This is a genomic window from Anaeroglomus insulsum (genome assembly GCF_050689095.1).
In the GTDB taxonomy this organism is placed as follows: Bacteria; Planctomycetota; Phycisphaerae; order Sedimentisphaerales; family Anaerohalosphaeraceae; genus Anaeroglomus; species Anaeroglomus insulsum.
In genome coordinates this window covers 98041-116143 of sequence record NZ_JBOGCL010000010.1, presented here as the reverse complement: position 1 = coordinate 116143, position 18103 = coordinate 98041, and the positions used below count along the sequence as shown (strand labels likewise).

Below are 18103 nucleotides of genomic sequence, written 5' to 3'. Positions count from 1 at the left end.
TTGATTCCGTTTGTTGACAGAACAAAGAAGCGGTCAGGGTGTCTGACCGCTTCTTAACGATGAAAGGGAAGGAAATTGGTTAGTTTGAACACGTATCTATGCGGGGGCTCCATTGTCCATGATTGTACCCAGTCCTTCCAGAACACGGTCGATATCCAGCAGAATCTTGATGGAGCTGCCGGCCTTGCCGATACCGAGAATAAAATCGGTATTGACATCCGTGCCGAATTGCGGGGCATCGTCAATGTTTTCCTGACCGATATCCAGGACTTCCTGAACCCGATCCACAATCAGACCCGCATTGAAGGATCGCCCTTCATGGCTGATATCCACCACAATAATACAGGTCTGGTCGGTAATGTCTTTGGTTTCCATATCAAACCGGCAGCGCAGATCAATGACCGGAATGACCTGTCCACGCAGATTGATCACGCCTTTGACAAAGACCGGCATCCGCGGTACGGCGGTAATTGACATATAGCCGATAATCTCGCGCACCTTGAGAATCTCGATGCCGTATTCTTCTTTGCCCAGAGCAAAAGTCAGGTATTTGCCTTCTTTGGCTCTTGGTTTTGTTGCGATTGAAGTTGCCATAAAATCTCCTGTAAATTATACTTACCCGGAAGGGAAGTCCTTCCGGGCAAGCACATGTGAAGATTATCCGTTAAAATCCTTGAATTCGTGATCGCCAAGCGGCAACTGACTGGCCGCGGCGGTCCTGGTGCTTTTAAATCCGGTTTCTTTTTTGGTTCCGCTGGAGGATGCAATGTCATGATAAGCCTGATCCAGCTGGGTTAAGTGCTTGATGGGCTTAGTCTTATGAGGGGTCGTGGAGGTGTCCCGCCGGGCGTTGATGCCGTTGACCAGCATGACCAATTGATCCACCACCTGATTCATCGACTCGGCCTGAGCAGACAGTTCTTCGGAGGCACTGGCCGACTCTTCGGCATTGGCTGCATTCTGCTGAGTGACTTTGTCCATCTGCGACACGGCGGTATTAATCTGATCCACCCCCTGGGCCTGTTCCTTGCTGGCGGCGGCGATTTCACCGACCAAGTCGGTCGTTTTTGCAATCCCGGCGACGATTTCATCGAGGGCTGCCTTGACCTCGCCGCAAATCTGGACGCCATTGCGGCTGTTATTGACGGCCTGTTCAATCAGATTGGAGGTGTTTTTGGCGGCTTCTGCCGACCGCATGGCCAGATTCCGGACCTCTTCGGCTACGACGGCAAATCCCTTGCCGGCCTCGCCGGCCCGTGCGGCTTCGACGGCGGCATTGAGGGCCAGCAGGTTGGTCTGAAAGGCGATTTCATCAATGACCTTGATGATCTTGGCGGTTTCGTCGGAGGACTTCTGGATATCCTTAATGGCCTCATCCATCCGGGTCATGGCCTCTGAGCCGTTGGTAGCTGCTTTCTTGGCCTCCGATGCCAGGGTATTGGCCTGGACGGCATTGTCGGCGTTCTGTTTGGTCATGCTGGACATTTCTTCCAGGCTGGAGGAGGTCTCTTCCAGACCGGCGGCCTGCTCAGTGGCCCCCTGGGCCAGCGACTGCGAGGCCGCTGATACCTGTCCGGCCGCAGCGGCTACCTGTTCCGCTCCTGCGGTCAGGCCTTCAATAATCTGATTGATCGGCTTAACAATACTGCGTGTGATGACCAGGGCCAACACTACACCAAGAATGATGCCCCCCGCTACCAGCGATAATAAAAGCCCGGTCGTCCTTGCAGAAACTGTATTCAGATGATTTTGTATCGACTGGCTGAGTTCATTAATGTTTTTGACTATGCTGGAGGCATATCGGGCCATATTGGCATCTTCGGTTCGTTTGGCCTGAATCCCGGCATAAAATTGCTGGCCGGCTTTTTGATAGGACTCCAGATACCCTTTAATCTCCTCGGCAGCTTTTCGCAGCTCAGCTACTGAACCCGCCGTCTCTGTCCATTCAAGCAGGCCTTTATTGGTCACCTGAAGCTGTGCTTGGTATTTTTCCCAGTCGCTGTCGCTCAGTGTCCGAATCAAAACGTTTGCTACAACTCTTTGCAGCAGAAAGTTTTGGATGACTTTTTCATTCAGCTCCTTTTCATATGTTGCCCAGGCCGCAAGCTCATTGGTGTTATTATTTTTGATGGCGGCTTCTTTGGCGGGCGCAATGATGCTCGTGATGGCATCACCGATTTTGGTACCAATCTGAGTACCCAGTTTGGCCCATTCTGTCGAGGCTGCCTCGCGTGACCGAGCGGCCGCAATAATTCCATCAAAGGCGGTTTTGTAGGGCTGCATGTCTTTGATTACAGCTTGGACAAGGCTTCTTTCATTGGATTGCAAACCGTCTGCCTTCTCCAGCTCCTGGAGATGGGCAGTTAATTCACTGTGTGCGTCATACCATTTGTCGGCGTTGTTTTTCGTTTGGCCAGCTGCCACCTCAAAGCCGGAAATACCAAAATCACGCCGGATAAGGGCACATTGGTTTAAACCTTCCAGGCAGGCGTTGCCTTTTTCGTTCAAGTTGGTCAGCTCAGTGACGGTTTTCAGTCCCTGCCAGGCAAAGAGCCCCATGATCAGGGAAATCGCCAGCAGGGTAGAAAAGCCCAGCGTGATTTTCATGGACAGTTTCAGATTCTTGAACATCAGTTGTCTCCTTTCACAATAAGATTTACAGAATGGTTTGCGAAATTGTCTTTACATTTGTGTTTCCAGCCTAAAACGATTGTTTGCATATAGATTATTCTAATACGTGATTTAGCAGTAACACTCTGCTGTCATATCGACGGCAGGCCGACCCCCATAAAGGAAGGATACCTGATTTCTATGGGAAGGAAAACCTTCACATTCACTCAGGAAAAATTCATCTTTAGCCAGATGACAAAAAGACCGAAAAATATAAGACCCGATAATACTTTCGCTGCATTGAAGTTTCGAAAGGAATCGACACAAATACAAGATGTGATATGTCTTGATATGGGAGCTTTTGTGGTTGAAAATCCAGCAGAATAAGTTATGATTAGGCGAAGTGAATAAGAAGTGGCTGCGTAGTATGTGCATAAGGCTGTATCATTCTTTCCATGTGGGGTCGCAAGCGAACTGAGATGGTGCTGTATTGAACGGTGTTGTTTAAGGTGTCTATAAGGCTTCCGGATAACCAGAGAGTGATGTGCGATTAAAATGTTAAAAAGTGGTAATAGCAAGGTGCTGGACTGCAAACGAAACAGGGATGGTTCGAAATGTGGCTTATACCATCTTCTTTTTGAGAATGCGCCAATTTCATTGTGGTCTATGGATTTTTCCCGGCTAAAACAATATTTGAATGAATTGGAGCACAATGGGATTCAGGATATCCGTGCCAGTCTGGAAGGTAATTCTTCTCTGCTCAGGGAGTGTCTGTCAAAAATAGTTGTAAACGATGTCAATCTGCAGACGCTTATTTTGTTTGAAGCTGCGTCCAAGGACCAGATTGTCCGTTATTTTACGGATATTGTTGGACGCCAGGAGTCCATGTTGTCGAATTGCGATTCGATTGCGGCCATTGCTGAAAATAAAACAAACTATCAGGCTTATTCAGTCAACTGGACGTTGCATGGTAAAAAGCTCGATATTTTATACAACTGGTGGGTGCTGCCCGGAGCGGAACTGGAATACAATAAAGTGCTGCTGGCGGTAATCGATATTACCTCGATTCGAGAGCAGGAACTTGCGACGCGATTAAAGGATCACGCCGTGCAGTCCGCCATACATGGAATAGTATTTACCGATGTCAATGATCGAATTGCCTATGCCAATCCTGCCTTTCTCAAATTGTGGGGCTATGCCGAAGATGATAACCCGGTGGGGCAATCCATCCTCTCATATTGGATGGAACCGGAAAAAGCAGACCAGGCGTTGCGGCTGGTTCGGCAAACAGGGCGTGGTTTAGGCGAGTTTACTGCCAGACGCAAAGACGGCTCCAGTTTTGATGTTCAGTATTCCGCCTGTGCGATTGCAGACAAACAGGGACGTACCATCTCCATCCAAATGTCCTTTATGGATATCTCGGACCGCAAAAAAGCCGAGCGCCAGTTGATTCAGAATGAAAAACAATATCGTACCCTCGTGGAAAGCATGCTGGATGCGGTCCTGATTCTGGTGGATGATAAAATTGTGTATGCCAATCCCGCTGCATCAAAACTGCTGGATGCCGGGGATGGAAAGGGGCTTTTGGATTCTGTATATACGCAATTTCTGGAATCGGAATTTGTGGACTCCTCCAGAGAACGCTATCGGGCTGTCTGTCAATCCGGAAAGATGCAGCCGTTCAAGGAAGTCCGGGCAGTCCGATCGGATGGTACTCGGATCGACATCGAATCAGCCATGCTGCCGTTTGTCTATAATGATACCCCGGCTGTACTGGCTATTATCCGGGACATTAGCCGCGATAAAGCTATCCAAAAACAGCTCCTCCAGCAGCAGGAGCAGCTGCGCCGTCTGGTTACCCAGTTGATTCGAGCTGAGGAATTGCAGCGGCGACGCATCGCCTCGGAATTGCATGATCACATCGGACAGGATCTTATCCTGGCCAAGTTGAAAATCGACCAGATGTCGGCGAACGGTTCTCTCTCTTCCATGTCTCTGCAATCCGTCAGCGATCAGCTTGAATCCATTGTCGAACAGGTGCAAAGCCTGACATTTGATATGGCAAGCCCCTCGCTTCTGTCCAACGGCCTCAGGGACGCTCTGGAGGACTGGCTGGACAATGAAGTGCGTTTCAAGCATGCGATAGCTGTGGATTTTCATTATGACGACCAGGCTGACACCCTGAGCGAGGAACTCCAGACATTTCTCTACCGGGCCGTTAAGGAATTGGTGGTTAATGTAATCAAGCACGCCCAGGCATGCCGGGTTGAAATTACTGTTGTCCTGGGCAACGGTTTCATTTCCGTATCGGCCAAAGATGATGGCATAGGAATGGAAGCATCCGACAAAAACCGCTCAAAATCGAAAGGCGGAGGCTATGGATTGCTCAGTTTGCGGCAGCGGATTTCCGATATGGGAGGAACGATGGAGGTTGTCAGTGTTCCCGGACAGGGAACCCGTGTTTCATTCAACATTCCGATAGAATTCAACGCAGGACAGAAACAATGACGATTAAAGCACTAATTGTTGATGATCATGAAATTGTACGTTTTGGGATTCGTTCACTTTTTCAGACCTTTGGTGAATTGCAGGTTCAGGTCGTCGGCGAAGCGGATAATGGAAGAGCCGCTGTCGAAATGACGCGACAGGAAAATCCAGATGTGGTGATTATGGATATTTCGCTGCCGGATATGAATGGCATTGAAGCGACACGGCAGATTCGCAGATCCTGCCCCAAGACAAAAGTGGTGGTCCTGTCAATGCATAACGGCAGACGATATATCAGAGAAATGGTTCAAATGGGGATTTCAGGGTATGTGCTCAAATCCAGTATCTTTGATGATTTGCAGAACGCCATGCTCTCGGCGATGAACGACCAGGTTTATCTGAGTCCCAAAATTGCCCAGTTGATTACCGAAGATTATCTTGCTCTGCTGAACAATCCACAGAAACAAGCATCTCCTTTGTCCGGCAAACAAAGGGAAATTCTCCAGCTGATTGCCGAAGGGAAGTCTTCCAAGGAAATTGCAGCTATTATGCAGATTGGCGTCAAGGCTGTGGAATCCGCCAGGCATCGCATCATGGATAAGCTGCATATCGACAATGTGGCAGACTTGACTAAATATGCCATCCAGGAAGGCCTGACTTCGCTGGATTTTTGACAGCGGGTGTTTCAAATGCCTACAAAAAAGGCCCGGCATATCAGCCGAGCCTTTTTGTATCAGGAATATGCAAAGGAGCAATTATTTCAAGCCCGCGGCCTTGCGTAAGGCAGGGACCATATCCAGCTTCTCCCAGGTAAATGTTGCCTGATTGCGGCCGAAATGCCCGTTGCGGGCGGTTTCTTTAAAGATGGGCCGTTTCAGATTCAGGTGCTGAATCATCTTTTTGGGCGTCAGGGGGAACAGCTTCTTGACGATATCTTCAATCTTGTATTCATCAATCTTGGCCGTACCTTCGGTATCAACCATCACACTGACCGGCTCGGCCACACCGATGGCGTAGCTGAGCTGGACTTCGCAGGCATCTGCCAAGCCGGCGGCAACGATGTTCTTGGCAATATAACGGGCCATATAGCTGGCCGTACGGTCTACCTTGCTGGGGTCCTTGCCGCTGAAGGCACCGCCCCCATGACTGCCGCGACCGCCGTAGGTATCCACGATAATCTTGCGCCCGGTCAGGCCGCAGTCGCCCTTGGGGCCGCCGATGACAAAACGACCGGTTGGGTTGACGTGAATGATCATCTTCTTGTCAACCAGCTTCTTGGGCAATACCGGCAGGATGACCTGCTCAATAATCTGCTTGCGAAGCTTGGTGTAGCTGATGTCTTCGGTATGCTGGGTCGAAATGACGACCGTGTGAATCCGTTCGGGTTTGCCATTTTCACCGTACTGGACTGTAACCTGGCTTTTGCCATCCGGCCGGAGCCATTTGATTTTGCCGCTTTGACGCAGTTTGGCCAGACGGTCGGTCAATTCGTGGGCCAGATAAATCGGCAGCGGCATGTAGGTGGGAGTCTCTTTGCAGGCATAACCAAACATCAGCCCCTGGTCGCCGGCGCCCTGTTCTTTATGAAGGCCCTGGCCTTCCGTAACACCCTGTGAGATATCCGGGCTTTGTTTGCCCAGCGTTACCAGAACTGCACAGTTGTCCGCATCAAAACCAACAGCAGGGTCATTGTATCCAATTTCCCGAATGGTCTGTCTTACAACATCCGGAATATTCACTTGAGCCTTCGTGGTGACTTCGCCGGAGATCATCGCCATGCCGGTTGTCACAAGGGTCTCGCAGGCCACCCGGCTGTTGGGATCCTGGGCCAGCATCGCATCCAATACCGCATCCGAAATCTGGTCGGCCACTTTATCGGGGTGTCCCATCGTTACCGATTCGCTGGTAAACAGGTGCCCGCGGCCGTTAAATCTCGTCCTTGCAGGTTTTGTCATATAAAAGTCCTTTCATCTGATTGGGTATTTATTCAAATAAACATAGCACTATACAACGTTCTGCCGGCCAGGTCAACGGAAAATAGCGGCAAGTCTGGGAACCGATCGAACTGGTAGGGACAGCAATCGTATCGCGAAATAACTTGCTTAAATGCAGGGATTCGTATAGAAGACATCCACGTGGTGCCTTGCGTTTAAAGGCCCGGAACAGATTACGATTATTCTGTGCAAAAAGGATAAACAGGATGGATAATATCACATTTTTCGTGTTGCGAGTTTTGGTATGCGTAACTTTCGTTTTGATAATGATTGGCTGCAGCAAGAAAGAGCCTGCACCGGCTCAGTCTTCTTCATCATCCACACAGGCTGTGCCTGCGGTTCCCGTAAAACCCGTCGAAAAGGCCCCAACCCCGGATGCTGCCCCTGTTACGATTCAAGGCAAAGCTCAGGTGGGTCAGCCGGCCGTCAAGCTGGACGGTTTAACCTGGATCAAAGGGGAACCGGTGGTTTTTCAGACAGGTAAGGTTTATGTTGTCGAATTTTGGGCAACCTGGTGCGGTCCCTGCAAAGCGACAATCCCGCATCTGACCGAAGTCCAGAAAAAATTCAAGGACCAGGGGCTTACGGTGGTCGGTATCTCCAATGAAGCAAAAAGTCTCGACAAGGTCAAAGCATTTGTTGCCGAGCAGGGCGACAATATGGATTACACCGTGGCTGTAGATACCACTGGAACTGTTGAAGCTGGCTATATGAAAGCTTACGAGCAGCGCGGTATTCCAACGGCATTTATTGTGGATGGTCAGGGAAAGGTCGTCTGGTATGGGCATCCGCTGGCCGAGATGGAGGAGGTCCTCACACAGGTCTTCGCAGGAACATTTGATATAGCGGCCTATGCCAACACCAGGGCCCAACGCCAGGCCCAGCAGCGCCAGGTTCAGACGTTGATGAAGGAATATATTACCAGCCTCACAGGCGGCAAGCCGGTTGAACAGACCCGTCCCGTAGCCGATAAGCTCATCGAGGCTGCTTCTGCCGACATTCTCAACCAGATCGCATGGTTTATGCTGACAGAACTTGACGAAGCCAGCCGGGATTATCCAACAGCCTTGAAACTGGCCGAAAAGGCCAATAGTCTAACCGAAGGCAAAGAAGCCGTTGTGTTGGATACGTATGCACTGGCGCTTTTTAAAAACGGTAAGGTTGCAGAAGCGATTGACGCCCAGACCCAAGCGGTCCAGCTGGCAGACAACAACAAGCAGCTGCAGGCCGAGCTCCAGACTCGCCTCAACGAGTTTAATGCCGCACGGAGTCCATCATTCTGATCACGTGCGGACAAAAAGCGGATGCAGATAAAAAGCCAATAAACAACACCCCTGATCGGATGTTTTGTTCACAACAAACAAGCCGAATCAGGGGCTGTCCATAAAAAACCCCGTTCTCTTGAATCACAAAAAAACGGGGCAACTGAGTTATGGTCTGCGATCAATCAGACGAATATTCCGGTTGACTCAGATATACTCATTGAGAATATTTTCCAGATATTCCTGGCGGCCGGACTGCAGCTTCGGCTCACCGTTTTCCAGAATATACTTCTCCAGTTTGACGAAGTCCATCTTACCGGATTCAATCTGTTTGCCAAATGGAGTATCCCACCCGGCATATCGTTTCTGGATCGCCTTGTCCAGAACCTTATCTTTGATCAACCTGGCCGCAATCTTCAAGCCGCGAGCAAAGGCATCCATGGCTCCAATATGAGCATAAAACAGGTCCACATTATCGATCGACTGACGACGTACGTGGGCATCAAAATTCAATCCGCCTGTTGTGAAGCCGCCTGCCTTGAGAATAATATACATCGCCAACGCGGTATCATAGATATCGGTCGGGAATTGGTCGGTATCCCAGCCCAGCAGCAGGTCGCCGCGGTTGGCGTCCACCGAACCCAGAATCCCATTGGCTGCCGAGAATGCCAGTTCGTGGTGGAAGGTATGACCTGCCAGGGTGGCATGATTCGCCTCAATATTCATCTTGAAATGCGGCAGGAGATCGTATTTCTGTAAAAAGGCCAGACAGTTGCCTGCATCAAAGTCGTATTGATGCTTGGTGGGTTCTTTGGGCTTGGGTTCAATATACAATTGACCTTTGAATCCAATTTTCTTCTTATACTCCACCGCCAGATGCAGCAGCATGGCCATATGGTCCAGCTCCCGCCCCATATCCGTATTCAGCAGCGTGTCATAGCCTTCACGTCCGCCCCAGAACACATACCCTTCACCGCCAAGTTCCTTGGTGATTTCCATGGCCTTTTTAATCTGGCTGGCCGCATAGGCAAATACGTGCGGATTGGGATTGGTGCCCGCTCCGGCCATAAAACGGGGATGCGAAAACGCATTCGTCGTGCCCCAAAGGCATTTGATACCGGTATCCTTCTGAAGCTTCTTAGCCAGTTTAACAATCTGGTCAAGCCGTTTGTTGGTTTCGGCAAGATTGTCCGCTTCTGGAGCGATATCCCGGTCGTGGAAGCACCAGTAATTGACCCCAAGTTTGCCGAAAAATTCAAATGCCGCATACATCGTCTGCTCAGCCCTCTGCATGGGATCCGAGGCATTATTGTAGCTGCGAACAATGGTATTGGCACCGAACTGGTCTGCCCCCAGCCCTTTAAAGGAATGCCAGTAGCACACCGCAAATCGCAGATGGTCGGCCATGGTCTTGCCAAGCACTTTTTCTTTGGGGTTGTAGTGTTTGAAGGCTAGCGGATTTTTGGATTTGGGGCCTTCGTATTTGATCTTTTTGACCTCCGGGAAGAACTCTGTCATTGTAACCTCCAGAATTTAACTCTTTAATTGATATTTGTTGTTTCACTGAGTCGGCATTATATCCCATAATCCGGATACCGACACATTTAAAACCGTGTACTGGTAAATATTAAACACGATTGCCTGCCAGCACCATCGCCAGCGTTTGTTTCCATCGTCCATAAGCGTCTTTACAGGCCTTGGCTGTCCCTGCATCCGGCTCAATCGTCTCCAGTTTGTTCAGGCTGGCAAAGGCCTCCGAGGGGGTTCGATAAATCCCGGCCCCCAGACCGGCCCCGCGCGCCGCCCCCTGCGAGCCATCCGTGTTATACAGCTCCACCGTTGCGCCCGTCAATGTGGCAAACGTCTTGGCGAAGATGTCCGACAGGAACATATTGGCCTTGCCTGCCCGTACCGTCTCAATCCGCAGGCCCATTGTGTTCATAATCTCCAGACCATAGTTCAGAGCAAACACGATCCCTTCCTGCGATGCCCGCAGCAGATGCCCGAGCTGATGCGTATTCAGTGCCAGATGATGCACCGAAGCCCCGATATTCTTGTTTTCCAGCGTCCGTTCGGCGCCGTTGCCAAACGGCAAAACCACCAGCCCCTCGGAACCGACGGGGATTTTGGCCGCCATCGCATTCATTTCCGGGTAATCCTTACCGCCCATCACCGTATGCTTCAGCCAGCTATTGAGACGTCCGACCCCGTTGACGCAAAGCAGAACGCCGTTGCGAGCCGCGGCAGGGGAGTCATTGACATGTAAAAACGCATTGACACGCGATTGGGGATCATACGCAGCTTTGTCTGAGATGCCATAAACCACGCCGCTGGTTCCTGCAGTCGCGGCAATTTCTCCCGGATTCAGCACATTCAGCGATAGGGCATTGTTCGGCTGGTCACCGGCCCGATAAGTTACGGGTGTTCCCTGCTGGAGTCCCAGTTCGGCCGCTGCCGCTGCAGTCAGTTGCCCCTGCATCCCGAACGTGGGTACCAGGTCCGGCAATAGCGACGGTTCAAATCCATAATACTGCATCAAAATATCCGCCGGCTTGCGATTGACAAAATCCCACAAAATCATTTCCGACAGGCCCGACGCGGTAGTTACCGCCTGCCCGGTCATTTTCATTGCGACCCAATCCCCCGGCAGCATGATTTTAAATATCCGCTTGAAATGTGCCGGCTCGTTATCCTTGACCCATTTGAGCTTCCCGGCCGTAAAATTGCCCGGCAGGTTCAGCATATATTTCAGGCACGTCTGACTGCCGATCCCCTCGGCGGCCTTTTGCCCGATGCCCACCGCACGGCTGTCGCACCAGATAATCGACGGACGAATCACCGCCATCGATCGATCCACACACACCAGTCCGTGCATCTGGTAGCTGATGCCAATCGCCTTGATGTCGGCAGGGCGGACTTTTGACTCACTCAGCACCCGGGCTGTTGCCCCTTTCAGTGCCTCCCACCACATCTGCGGGTCCTGCTCGGCAAACCCCGGCTGGGGACTGCTGATAGGCATTTCCGTCTGAGGCCAGGAACAGGCCGCCACGGGCTTGCCCGTCTGGGCGTCCAGAAGTGTCGCTTTCACCGATGAGGTGCCGCAATCATAACCGAGCAGATACATAATCAGACTCTCCGTTAAACAGGCTTAATCTACCATTACAGATTCCCACAGCCTAAGACCAAAGCCTTAAAAGTCAAGTCTGAAGTTGGCCGGTGGTAAATTTCAAACAATCATCAGCAAGGCCGAAATGCTGCCCGGTGAACACATCGTCTCAGGGGTGGATTTCGGGCTGAAAAACTGGCCATGGCATATTACTTTTTTTCGCGTGTCAATGGAACAAAACGAACCGGCATCATCGAACGCTTGCTTATCTTGCCTTGAGAGTCTTTGGTTGCCAGCATCAGTTGCTGGCCATCCCTCTGTTCGCCAACCGGAATGATCATCTTCCCGCCGGGCTTGAGCTGGGCCAGCAGCGGCTCAGGGATTTTGTCCGGGGCACAGGTAACGATAATCGCGTCAAACGGCGCATGTTCCGGCCACCCCTGATACCCATCGCCAATCTTGACTCGAATGGTGTTGTATTTGTATTTTTTGAAGACCTCAATCGCCCGTTCCCCCAGAGGCTTGATAATTTCAATGCTGAATACATGCGGAGTGAATTCATTCAGTACCGCTGCCTGATATCCCGAACCAGTCCCAATCTCCAGCACCCGGCTGTTGGGATCCAGGGCCAGTACGCTGGTCATAAACGCCACGATAAATGGCTGTGAAATGGTCTGGTCATACCCAATCGGCAGGGGAGAATCGACATAGGCGTTGACCTGCTGCTCGGCTGGCACAAACCAATGCCGCGGCACATGCTGCATCGCCTCCAGAACCTTGGGAGCATTGAGCTTGTAATAGTGGCGAATTTCGCTGACCATTTGTTTTCGTTCCTGCTGACGTTCCTGAGACCGGGGGCGGTTCCAGGCCGGCAATTGATTCGGCTCGGCCTGCTGGACTGACTTCTGGAGTTCAAGGCTCGACTTATCTGAATTGGTTGTGGTGTGATCACCCGCATCCCCCCGGCAGGACAAGAACAGGCATCCTGCAAAACAGATCATCACTCGAAAGGAAATGGTTTTCATAGCTTCACCTGACTTTATTGTAGCGGGTTTATCACCGCCGGTGCAAGCAAAAATAGCGTACCTGCCCATTGCTTATGATGTCGCAAAGCGATACAATAGGAATGTTTCGCATACCAGAGCCGCTTTGTCGAAATATAGGTCGATGTTAAACACCGGAAAGGAAACCGTATGAAGACATCTCTCAAATCAGCAGCCCTCATTCTTGGTACCACCGTAGTGTGTCTGCTTTACGCAGCCCAAACCCAACCCGGCCCCGCGCAAACCAATCAGGGATTCACCTCCTGGCTGGCCGACCTGGAACAGGCCTATCAGAGCAATAATCAGGATAAAATCGGTCAACTGATTCAGCAGGCCAAACAGCGTCCGGAAGCCTTCCAGCCGTCTGCCGGCGGACCACCCCCGCAAAGACAGCGAGGCTCAGGGCGTCAGTTTAGTTCCGCTCAGTCGGATTCAGGATATGAAAAGGCCCCCATCCCCAAAGATGAAAATGAAAAAAACATCCTCACGGTTCTGGATGATATTATCACCAACCAGCGCTATCTGAATGTACCCCAAAACGATGGCCGCCTGCTGCGTTTGCTGGCCGAGTCCACAAATGCCAAACAGGTTGTCGAGCTGGGCACTTCGACGGGCTATTCCGCCATCTGGCTGGGTATGGCCCTCCAGAAGACCGGCGGCAAACTGACCACCTATGAAATCGATGCGGGTCGTGCCGCTGCCGCTCGTGCTAATTTCAAAAAGGCCGGGTTAGCGGATATCATCACCGTCATCGAAGGAGATGCCCACGAAAAGCTCACCCAGTTCAAAGACCCCGTGGACATCGTTTTTCTCGACGCCGACAAAGAAGGTTACATCGATTACCTCAACAAGCTCCTGCCCCAGCTGCGTCCGGGCGGACTGATTATCGCTCACAATATCACCCCCGGCAGTGCCGACCCCCGTTTTATCGAGGCCATTACCACCAATCCCGCCCTCGAGACCATTGTTCGCTCCGGCGTCAGCCTGACCCTCAAGAAGAGATAAACGCCGTATGCAGAATCAATGAAAGAAAGCCATGCAAGCATCGCCCCAAAGAGCGCTGTCGCTGTTTGATTCGACCTGCATCATCGTCGGCATTATCATCGGCGCCGGCGTCTATCAGATGGCCCCGGATATTGCCAAGGGCGCCGGCTCAGCCTGGGGCGTGATGGCCCTCTGGATTCTTGGCGGCCTGCTTTCATTCTGCGGAGCCTTAAGCTATGCCGAACTGGCCTCGGCCTACCCCGAACACACCGGCGGCGACTATGTCTATCTGACCAAAGCCTATGGCCGACCGGCGGGCTTTTTGTTTGGCTGGGCCCAATTGGTCATCGTCCGTCCCGGCGATATCGCCGTCATGGCCTTTGCCTTTGCGACGTATGGCCGACGCATGGTCGATCCGCTGGCCGACTTCCCCCAAATCAGCCAGCGTCTGTTTGCTGCCATCGCCGTCATCGCTCTGACCGCAATCAATATGCTCGGCATCCGGCAGGGCAAAGGCACCCAGAACCTCCTGACAACCGTCAAAGCCCTTGGCCTCCTGGCCATCGTCGCCGTCGCTGTCACCGCACCCGCCAATACCGCCCCGGCCAAGCCCGTCGAGCCGCTGCCGGCAAGTCTGGCCCTCATTTTTGTCCTGTTCGCCTACGGCGGCTGGAACGAAATGGCCTATGTAGCCGCCGAGGTCAAAAATCCCCGTAAAAATATCGTCCGTGCTCTCGTGGCCGGCACTGCAGCCGTGATGCTGTTGTATCTTCTGGTCAACGGGGCCTTTCTTGTTACCCTCGGCTATTCCGGTCTGGCCGCTTCCGAAGCCCCGGCCAGCGACACCCTCGCCGCCGTCTTCCCCGAAGCCGGCTCCCGGCTCATCAGCGCCCTGGTCTGCATCTCCGCTCTCGGAGCGCTCAACGGCCTGATTTTCACCGGTGCACGCATCTCCTATGCCCTCGGCAGCGAATACCGTATGTTCCGCCTGCTGGGCAGCTGGAACCCCCAACGAGGCACACCGGCCCCGGCCCTGGCCGTTCAGGGCCTGATTGCCCTGATCCTGATTCTGGTATTCGGCGGTTATATCGATGCCATCCTCTACACCGCCGCAGCAGTGTATGCCTTCTACCTGGCCACCTCAATATCGGTGATTGTCCTTCGCTTCAAAGACCCCCATCTTGACCGCCCCTACAAAGTCACCGCCTATCCCCTCACGCCGTTGATTTTCAGTGCAGTATGTGCCTTCCTGATCTACAGTTCCATGACTTATGCTCTGGCAATCAAACCCGTCAGCCTCATCGTTCTGCTGACGTCGCTTCTGGCCGGTCTGCTGATATACGGTTTCGCCGAAAAACACCCCCGCCCGGACAGATAAGCTCTTCGGGGATTTACTCTTCTCTGGACAGGACCCCGCTTTTACGGTATAAATGCCCCTGTTGAATCGCTTATTAGGGAGAACCGATGAATCAGCAAAATGAACCTGTTGCGGAGCTGACTCTCAGAGTCGTAATCCTCGGAATCGTGCTGGCCATGATTCTGTCGGCCGCCAATGCGTATCTGGGCCTGTTTGCCGGCATGACCGTCTCGGCCTCCATTCCGGCCGCCGTCGTCTCGATGGGCCTGTTCCGGATGTTGCGTAAGGCCTCTATCCTCGAAAACAACCTCGTCCAGACCGCCGCCTCCGCGGGCGAATCCGTCGCCGCCGGCGCCATTTTTACACTGCCGGCCCTGCTGATTCTCGGATTCTGGACAGAGATGAACTTTCTCTATGTTACCCTCTTATGCGGCCTTGGCGGTCTGCTGGGCGTGCTGTTTACCATTCCGCTTCGCCGCTCGCTGATTATCCAGGAAAAACTCCAGTTCCCCGAAGGCGTCGCCACCGCCGAAGTCCTTGAAGCCGGCCAGAAGGGCGGCAGGGGACTTGCCATCCTGATCAAAACCGCCATCGCAGGGGCGATTTATAAAACCGCAAACCTCGGCGTCGGCCTCTGGCCAGAAGCCATGGAAGGGGCCACCCGCCTTTCCGGCTGGGTTCTTTACGGCGGCATCGGCCTGAGTCCCGCCCTCATCAGCGTCGGCTTTATCGTCGGCCTCAATATCGCGGTTCTGATTTTCGTCGGCGGGGCGATGAACTGGCTGGTTGCCATCCCCCTGTATGCCCTCCTGACGGATTCTTCCGCTGGCCCGGATGTCGTCGAATCCGCCTATGCCATCTGGAAATCACACACCCGCTACATCGGCGTTGGCGCCATGGTCATCGGCGGATTCTGGACCATCTTCCAGATGCGTCGCACCCTCCTGTCGGGTGTTTTCAGCGGCCTGCGTGCCTATACACAGGCCTCTCCCGGCCGGCAGCAGGTTGACCGAACCGAAAAAGATATCCCCATGACGTGGGTACTGGGACTGACGTTGGTGTCTGTTGTTCCATTGTTTGTTTTGTATGAAGTATTCATCAAAAGCACCTCCGTCTCGCTGACTATGGCCGTTTGCATGGTTGGTGCCGCCTTTATTTTCTCCGCAGTAGCCGGCTACATGGCCGGACTGGTGGGCTCCTCCAACAACCCCATTTCCGGCGTCACCATTGCCACCGTCTTGTTCTGCTCGCTGCTGTTGCTGGGTCTGATGGGCAAAGGCTCCCTCAGTGGTCCCGCCGCCGCCATCATCGTTGGCAGTGTGGTATGCAGTGCCGCCGCCATCGCCGGCGATAACATGCAGGACCTCAAAACCGGTCACATCATCGGCTCAACCCCCTGGCGTCAGCAAACTTTGCAGATTATCGGTACCCTGGCTGGAGCTGTTATTGTCGGTCCGGTCATGGCCCTGCTCAATCATGCCTATGGTTTTGCCGGTGCTGTCGGTGCCGGCGAAAAAGCTCTCTCCGCCCCCCAGGCCAACCTCATGGCCTCCATTGCCAAAGGTGTCTTTGCGGGCAACCTGCCCTGGACGATGATTTTCATCGGCATGGTTGTGGCGGCTGGCATTATTGCCTGCGACCTGTGGCTCAAGGCTCGTAATAGTACCTTCCGCTTGCCCATCCTGGCCGTTGCAATCGGCATTTATCTGCCGTTCCAGTTGTCCGTGGCCATTTTCCTCGGCGGCCTGCTGCATTTTGCGGCCGGACGGGTGCGGCGCAACAGGACCCCTAAAACAGAGTTCGAAAAGGAAGGCGGCATGGGTCTGCTGGCTGCCTCCGGCCTGATTACCGGCGAAGCCCTCATCGGCATCCTGCTGGCCATCCCCTATGTCCTGCCCGGTGTCAAAGAAAAAATGCCTCTGATCAAAAACGCAGGCCTGATCGGCCCAATGGCTGGTATCGTCTGTTTACTGGGTATCTGCTGGCTGCTTTATCGGGCCGCGATCAAACCCTCCGAATCATAGGAGTCCAATATGGCAAGGCCCTTTACCCTGCTCATTAAACCCACTGGCCCGGACTGTAATATTGCCTGTCAGTATTGTTTTTATTCAGGCAAGACTGAGTTGCTCGGCACCAATGCACACCGCATGAGCCGACAGGTTCTGGAGCATCTGGTCAAAAGCTATCTCCAGCTGCGTCTGGCCAATAGCTGTTTTGCCTGGCAGGGCGGTGAACCGACGCTGATGGGGCTGGATTTTTTCAAGCAAGTTGTCGGTTTCCAGAAACAATACGCCACCCCCGGCCAGGTCGTCACCAACTCCCTGCAAACCAATGGTATTCTGCTGGATAAAGAGTGGTGTACGTTCCTGTCCGAACATCATTTTCTGGCTGGCATCAGTCTCGATGGCCCGCAGGAATTTCACGACTACTACCGACAGGATCGAGCAGGTCATGGTACCTGGCAGCGCGTCATGGCCGGTATCGATCAGTGCCGCAAAAACGGGGTCGAATTCAATATCCTGGTCCTGCTCAATGACCGCAACGTGAAATGCCCCGACCAGCTCTTTGATTTCTTCACCGGCCTTGGCATTCGCTACCTGCAGTTTATTCAGTGTATCGAAAAAGACCCGGCTGCAGGAAACCCTGCCCCCTATAGCATCACCCCCGAAGAATACGGCGTTTTTATGTGCCGGATCTTTGACCGCTGGCTGGAGTACGGCCCGACCAAACTGAGCATCCGCCTGTTCGACAGCCTGTTATCCTATCTCCTCGGTCGTGGCCACACCGAATGTACCTTCGGCCCCTATTGCAACGATTATATCGTGATCGAGCACAACGGCGACGCCTATTGCTGCGATTTCTATGTCGAAACGCCGTATCGTCTGGGCAATATCATGGAAACCCCCATCGAGCGGCTGGCTGTCAGTTCCGTCAAGCGGGAATTTTCCTACCGCAAAGCCAAACTGAATAACTCCTGTCTCATCTGCCGTTATCTGGACGTCTGTCGCGGCGGCTGTCCCAAAGACCGCAGGATGCTGTCCGACAACATCACTGTGCCTTCGTATTTATGCGCTGGCTATAAGCAGTTTTTTGCCCACGCCATGCCCAGGTTGCGTGAATTGGCCGTCAAACTCCAGCAGGGCAGAAAGATATCATGAACGGCTCTTTAGGAACCAGTCTGCTATTTTGACCCGAAGGGTTCATAAGTTTCATAGCCGGAGGCGTAAGCCTCCGGACAGGCATTCAAAAAAACAGGCTGT

Annotated in this window: 14 protein-coding genes; 8 read left to right on the top strand and 6 right to left on the bottom strand. The window is 52.7% G+C overall.

What is annotated here, in order from left to right:
- Nucleotides 1-96: 96 nt before the first annotated feature.
- Both ACQ9LF_RS10090 and ACQ9LF_RS10085 read right to left on the bottom strand, forming a co-directional pair.
- Nucleotides 97-594 carry a chemotaxis protein CheW gene (locus ACQ9LF_RS10090; RefSeq protein ID WP_462489275.1) on the bottom strand — a complete coding sequence of 166 codons (498 nt, stop codon included), beginning with the start codon at nt 592-594 and terminating at the stop codon, nt 97-99.
- Nucleotides 595-657: 63 nt separating this feature from the next.
- Nucleotides 658-2631: a methyl-accepting chemotaxis protein gene (locus ACQ9LF_RS10085; protein ID WP_462489274.1), complete on the bottom strand. Its 1974-nt coding sequence runs from the start codon at nt 2629-2631 to the stop codon at nt 658-660.
- Nucleotides 2632-2811: 180 nt separating this feature from the next.
- Here ACQ9LF_RS10085 and ACQ9LF_RS10080 point away from each other — a divergent pair, with 180 nt between their 5' ends.
- From ACQ9LF_RS10080 to ACQ9LF_RS10070, 3 genes are all read left to right on the top strand, one after another.
- Nucleotides 2812-2997, top strand: a complete 186-nt coding sequence (locus ACQ9LF_RS10080; protein ID WP_462489273.1) for a hypothetical protein — start codon at nt 2812-2814, stop codon at nt 2995-2997.
- A 306-nt stretch (nt 2998-3303) separates the two neighbouring features.
- Nucleotides 3304-5118, top strand: a complete 1815-nt coding sequence (locus ACQ9LF_RS10075) for a PAS domain-containing sensor histidine kinase (RefSeq protein ID WP_462489272.1) — start codon at nt 3304-3306, stop codon at nt 5116-5118.
- Nucleotides 5115-5771 (top strand): response regulator, encoded by a 657-nt coding sequence (locus tag ACQ9LF_RS10070; RefSeq protein WP_462489271.1) that lies wholly within the window; start codon nt 5115-5117, stop codon nt 5769-5771. The genes ACQ9LF_RS10075 and ACQ9LF_RS10070 overlap by 4 nt, the downstream gene beginning before the upstream one ends.
- 81 nt (nt 5772-5852) lie before the next feature.
- On the opposite strand, the gene metK is transcribed toward ACQ9LF_RS10070, so the two are convergent.
- Nucleotides 5853-7052 carry a methionine adenosyltransferase gene (metK, locus tag ACQ9LF_RS10065; protein ID WP_462489270.1) on the bottom strand — a complete coding sequence of 400 codons (1200 nt, stop codon included), beginning with the start codon at nt 7050-7052 and terminating at the stop codon, nt 5853-5855.
- A gap of 245 nt (nt 7053-7297) precedes the next feature.
- On the opposite strand from metK, the gene ACQ9LF_RS10060 reads away from it, so the two are divergent.
- Nucleotides 7298-8374, top strand: coding sequence for a redoxin domain-containing protein (locus ACQ9LF_RS10060; RefSeq protein ID WP_462489269.1), 1077 nt, complete (start codon nt 7298-7300; stop codon nt 8372-8374).
- A 186-nt stretch (nt 8375-8560) separates the two neighbouring features.
- Here ACQ9LF_RS10060 and xylA read toward each other — a convergent pair whose 3' ends face one another.
- The 3 genes from xylA to ACQ9LF_RS10045 form a co-directional block, all read right to left on the bottom strand.
- The gene (gene xylA, locus ACQ9LF_RS10055) at nt 8561-9871 is read right to left on the bottom strand and encodes a xylose isomerase (protein WP_462489268.1); all 1311 of its coding nucleotides are present in this window, start codon (nt 9869-9871) and stop codon (nt 8561-8563) included.
- 109 nt (nt 9872-9980) lie between these two features.
- Nucleotides 9981-11477, bottom strand: a complete 1497-nt coding sequence (locus ACQ9LF_RS10050; RefSeq protein WP_462489267.1) for a xylulokinase — start codon at nt 11475-11477, stop codon at nt 9981-9983.
- Nucleotides 11478-11668: 191 nt separating this feature from the next.
- Complete coding sequence (locus tag ACQ9LF_RS10045; RefSeq protein ID WP_462489266.1) at nt 11669-12484, bottom strand: protein-L-isoaspartate(D-aspartate) O-methyltransferase; 816 nt, start codon at nt 12482-12484, stop codon at nt 11669-11671.
- A 168-nt stretch (nt 12485-12652) separates the two neighbouring features.
- Between ACQ9LF_RS10045 and ACQ9LF_RS10040 the strand changes: the two genes are divergently transcribed.
- The 4 genes from ACQ9LF_RS10040 to ACQ9LF_RS10025 all read left to right on the top strand — a co-directional run bounded on the left by ACQ9LF_RS10040 (nt 12653) and on the right by ACQ9LF_RS10025 (nt 18001).
- Nucleotides 12653-13507: an O-methyltransferase gene (locus tag ACQ9LF_RS10040; protein WP_462489265.1), complete on the top strand. Its 855-nt coding sequence runs from the start codon at nt 12653-12655 to the stop codon at nt 13505-13507.
- Nucleotides 13508-13538: 31 nt separating this feature from the next.
- Nucleotides 13539-14864: an APC family permease gene (locus tag ACQ9LF_RS10035; RefSeq protein ID WP_462489264.1), complete on the top strand. Its 1326-nt coding sequence runs from the start codon at nt 13539-13541 to the stop codon at nt 14862-14864.
- Between the two features lie 86 nt (nt 14865-14950).
- Nucleotides 14951-16867 carry an OPT family oligopeptide transporter gene (locus ACQ9LF_RS10030; RefSeq protein ID WP_462489263.1) on the top strand — a complete coding sequence of 639 codons (1917 nt, stop codon included), beginning with the start codon at nt 14951-14953 and terminating at the stop codon, nt 16865-16867.
- 9 nt (nt 16868-16876) lie between these two features.
- A complete protein-coding gene (locus ACQ9LF_RS10025) occupies nt 16877-18001 on the top strand; it encodes an anaerobic sulfatase maturase (RefSeq protein WP_462489262.1) in 1125 nt (374 codons plus the stop codon).
- The last annotated feature ends 102 nt before the right edge of the window (nt 18002-18103 follow it).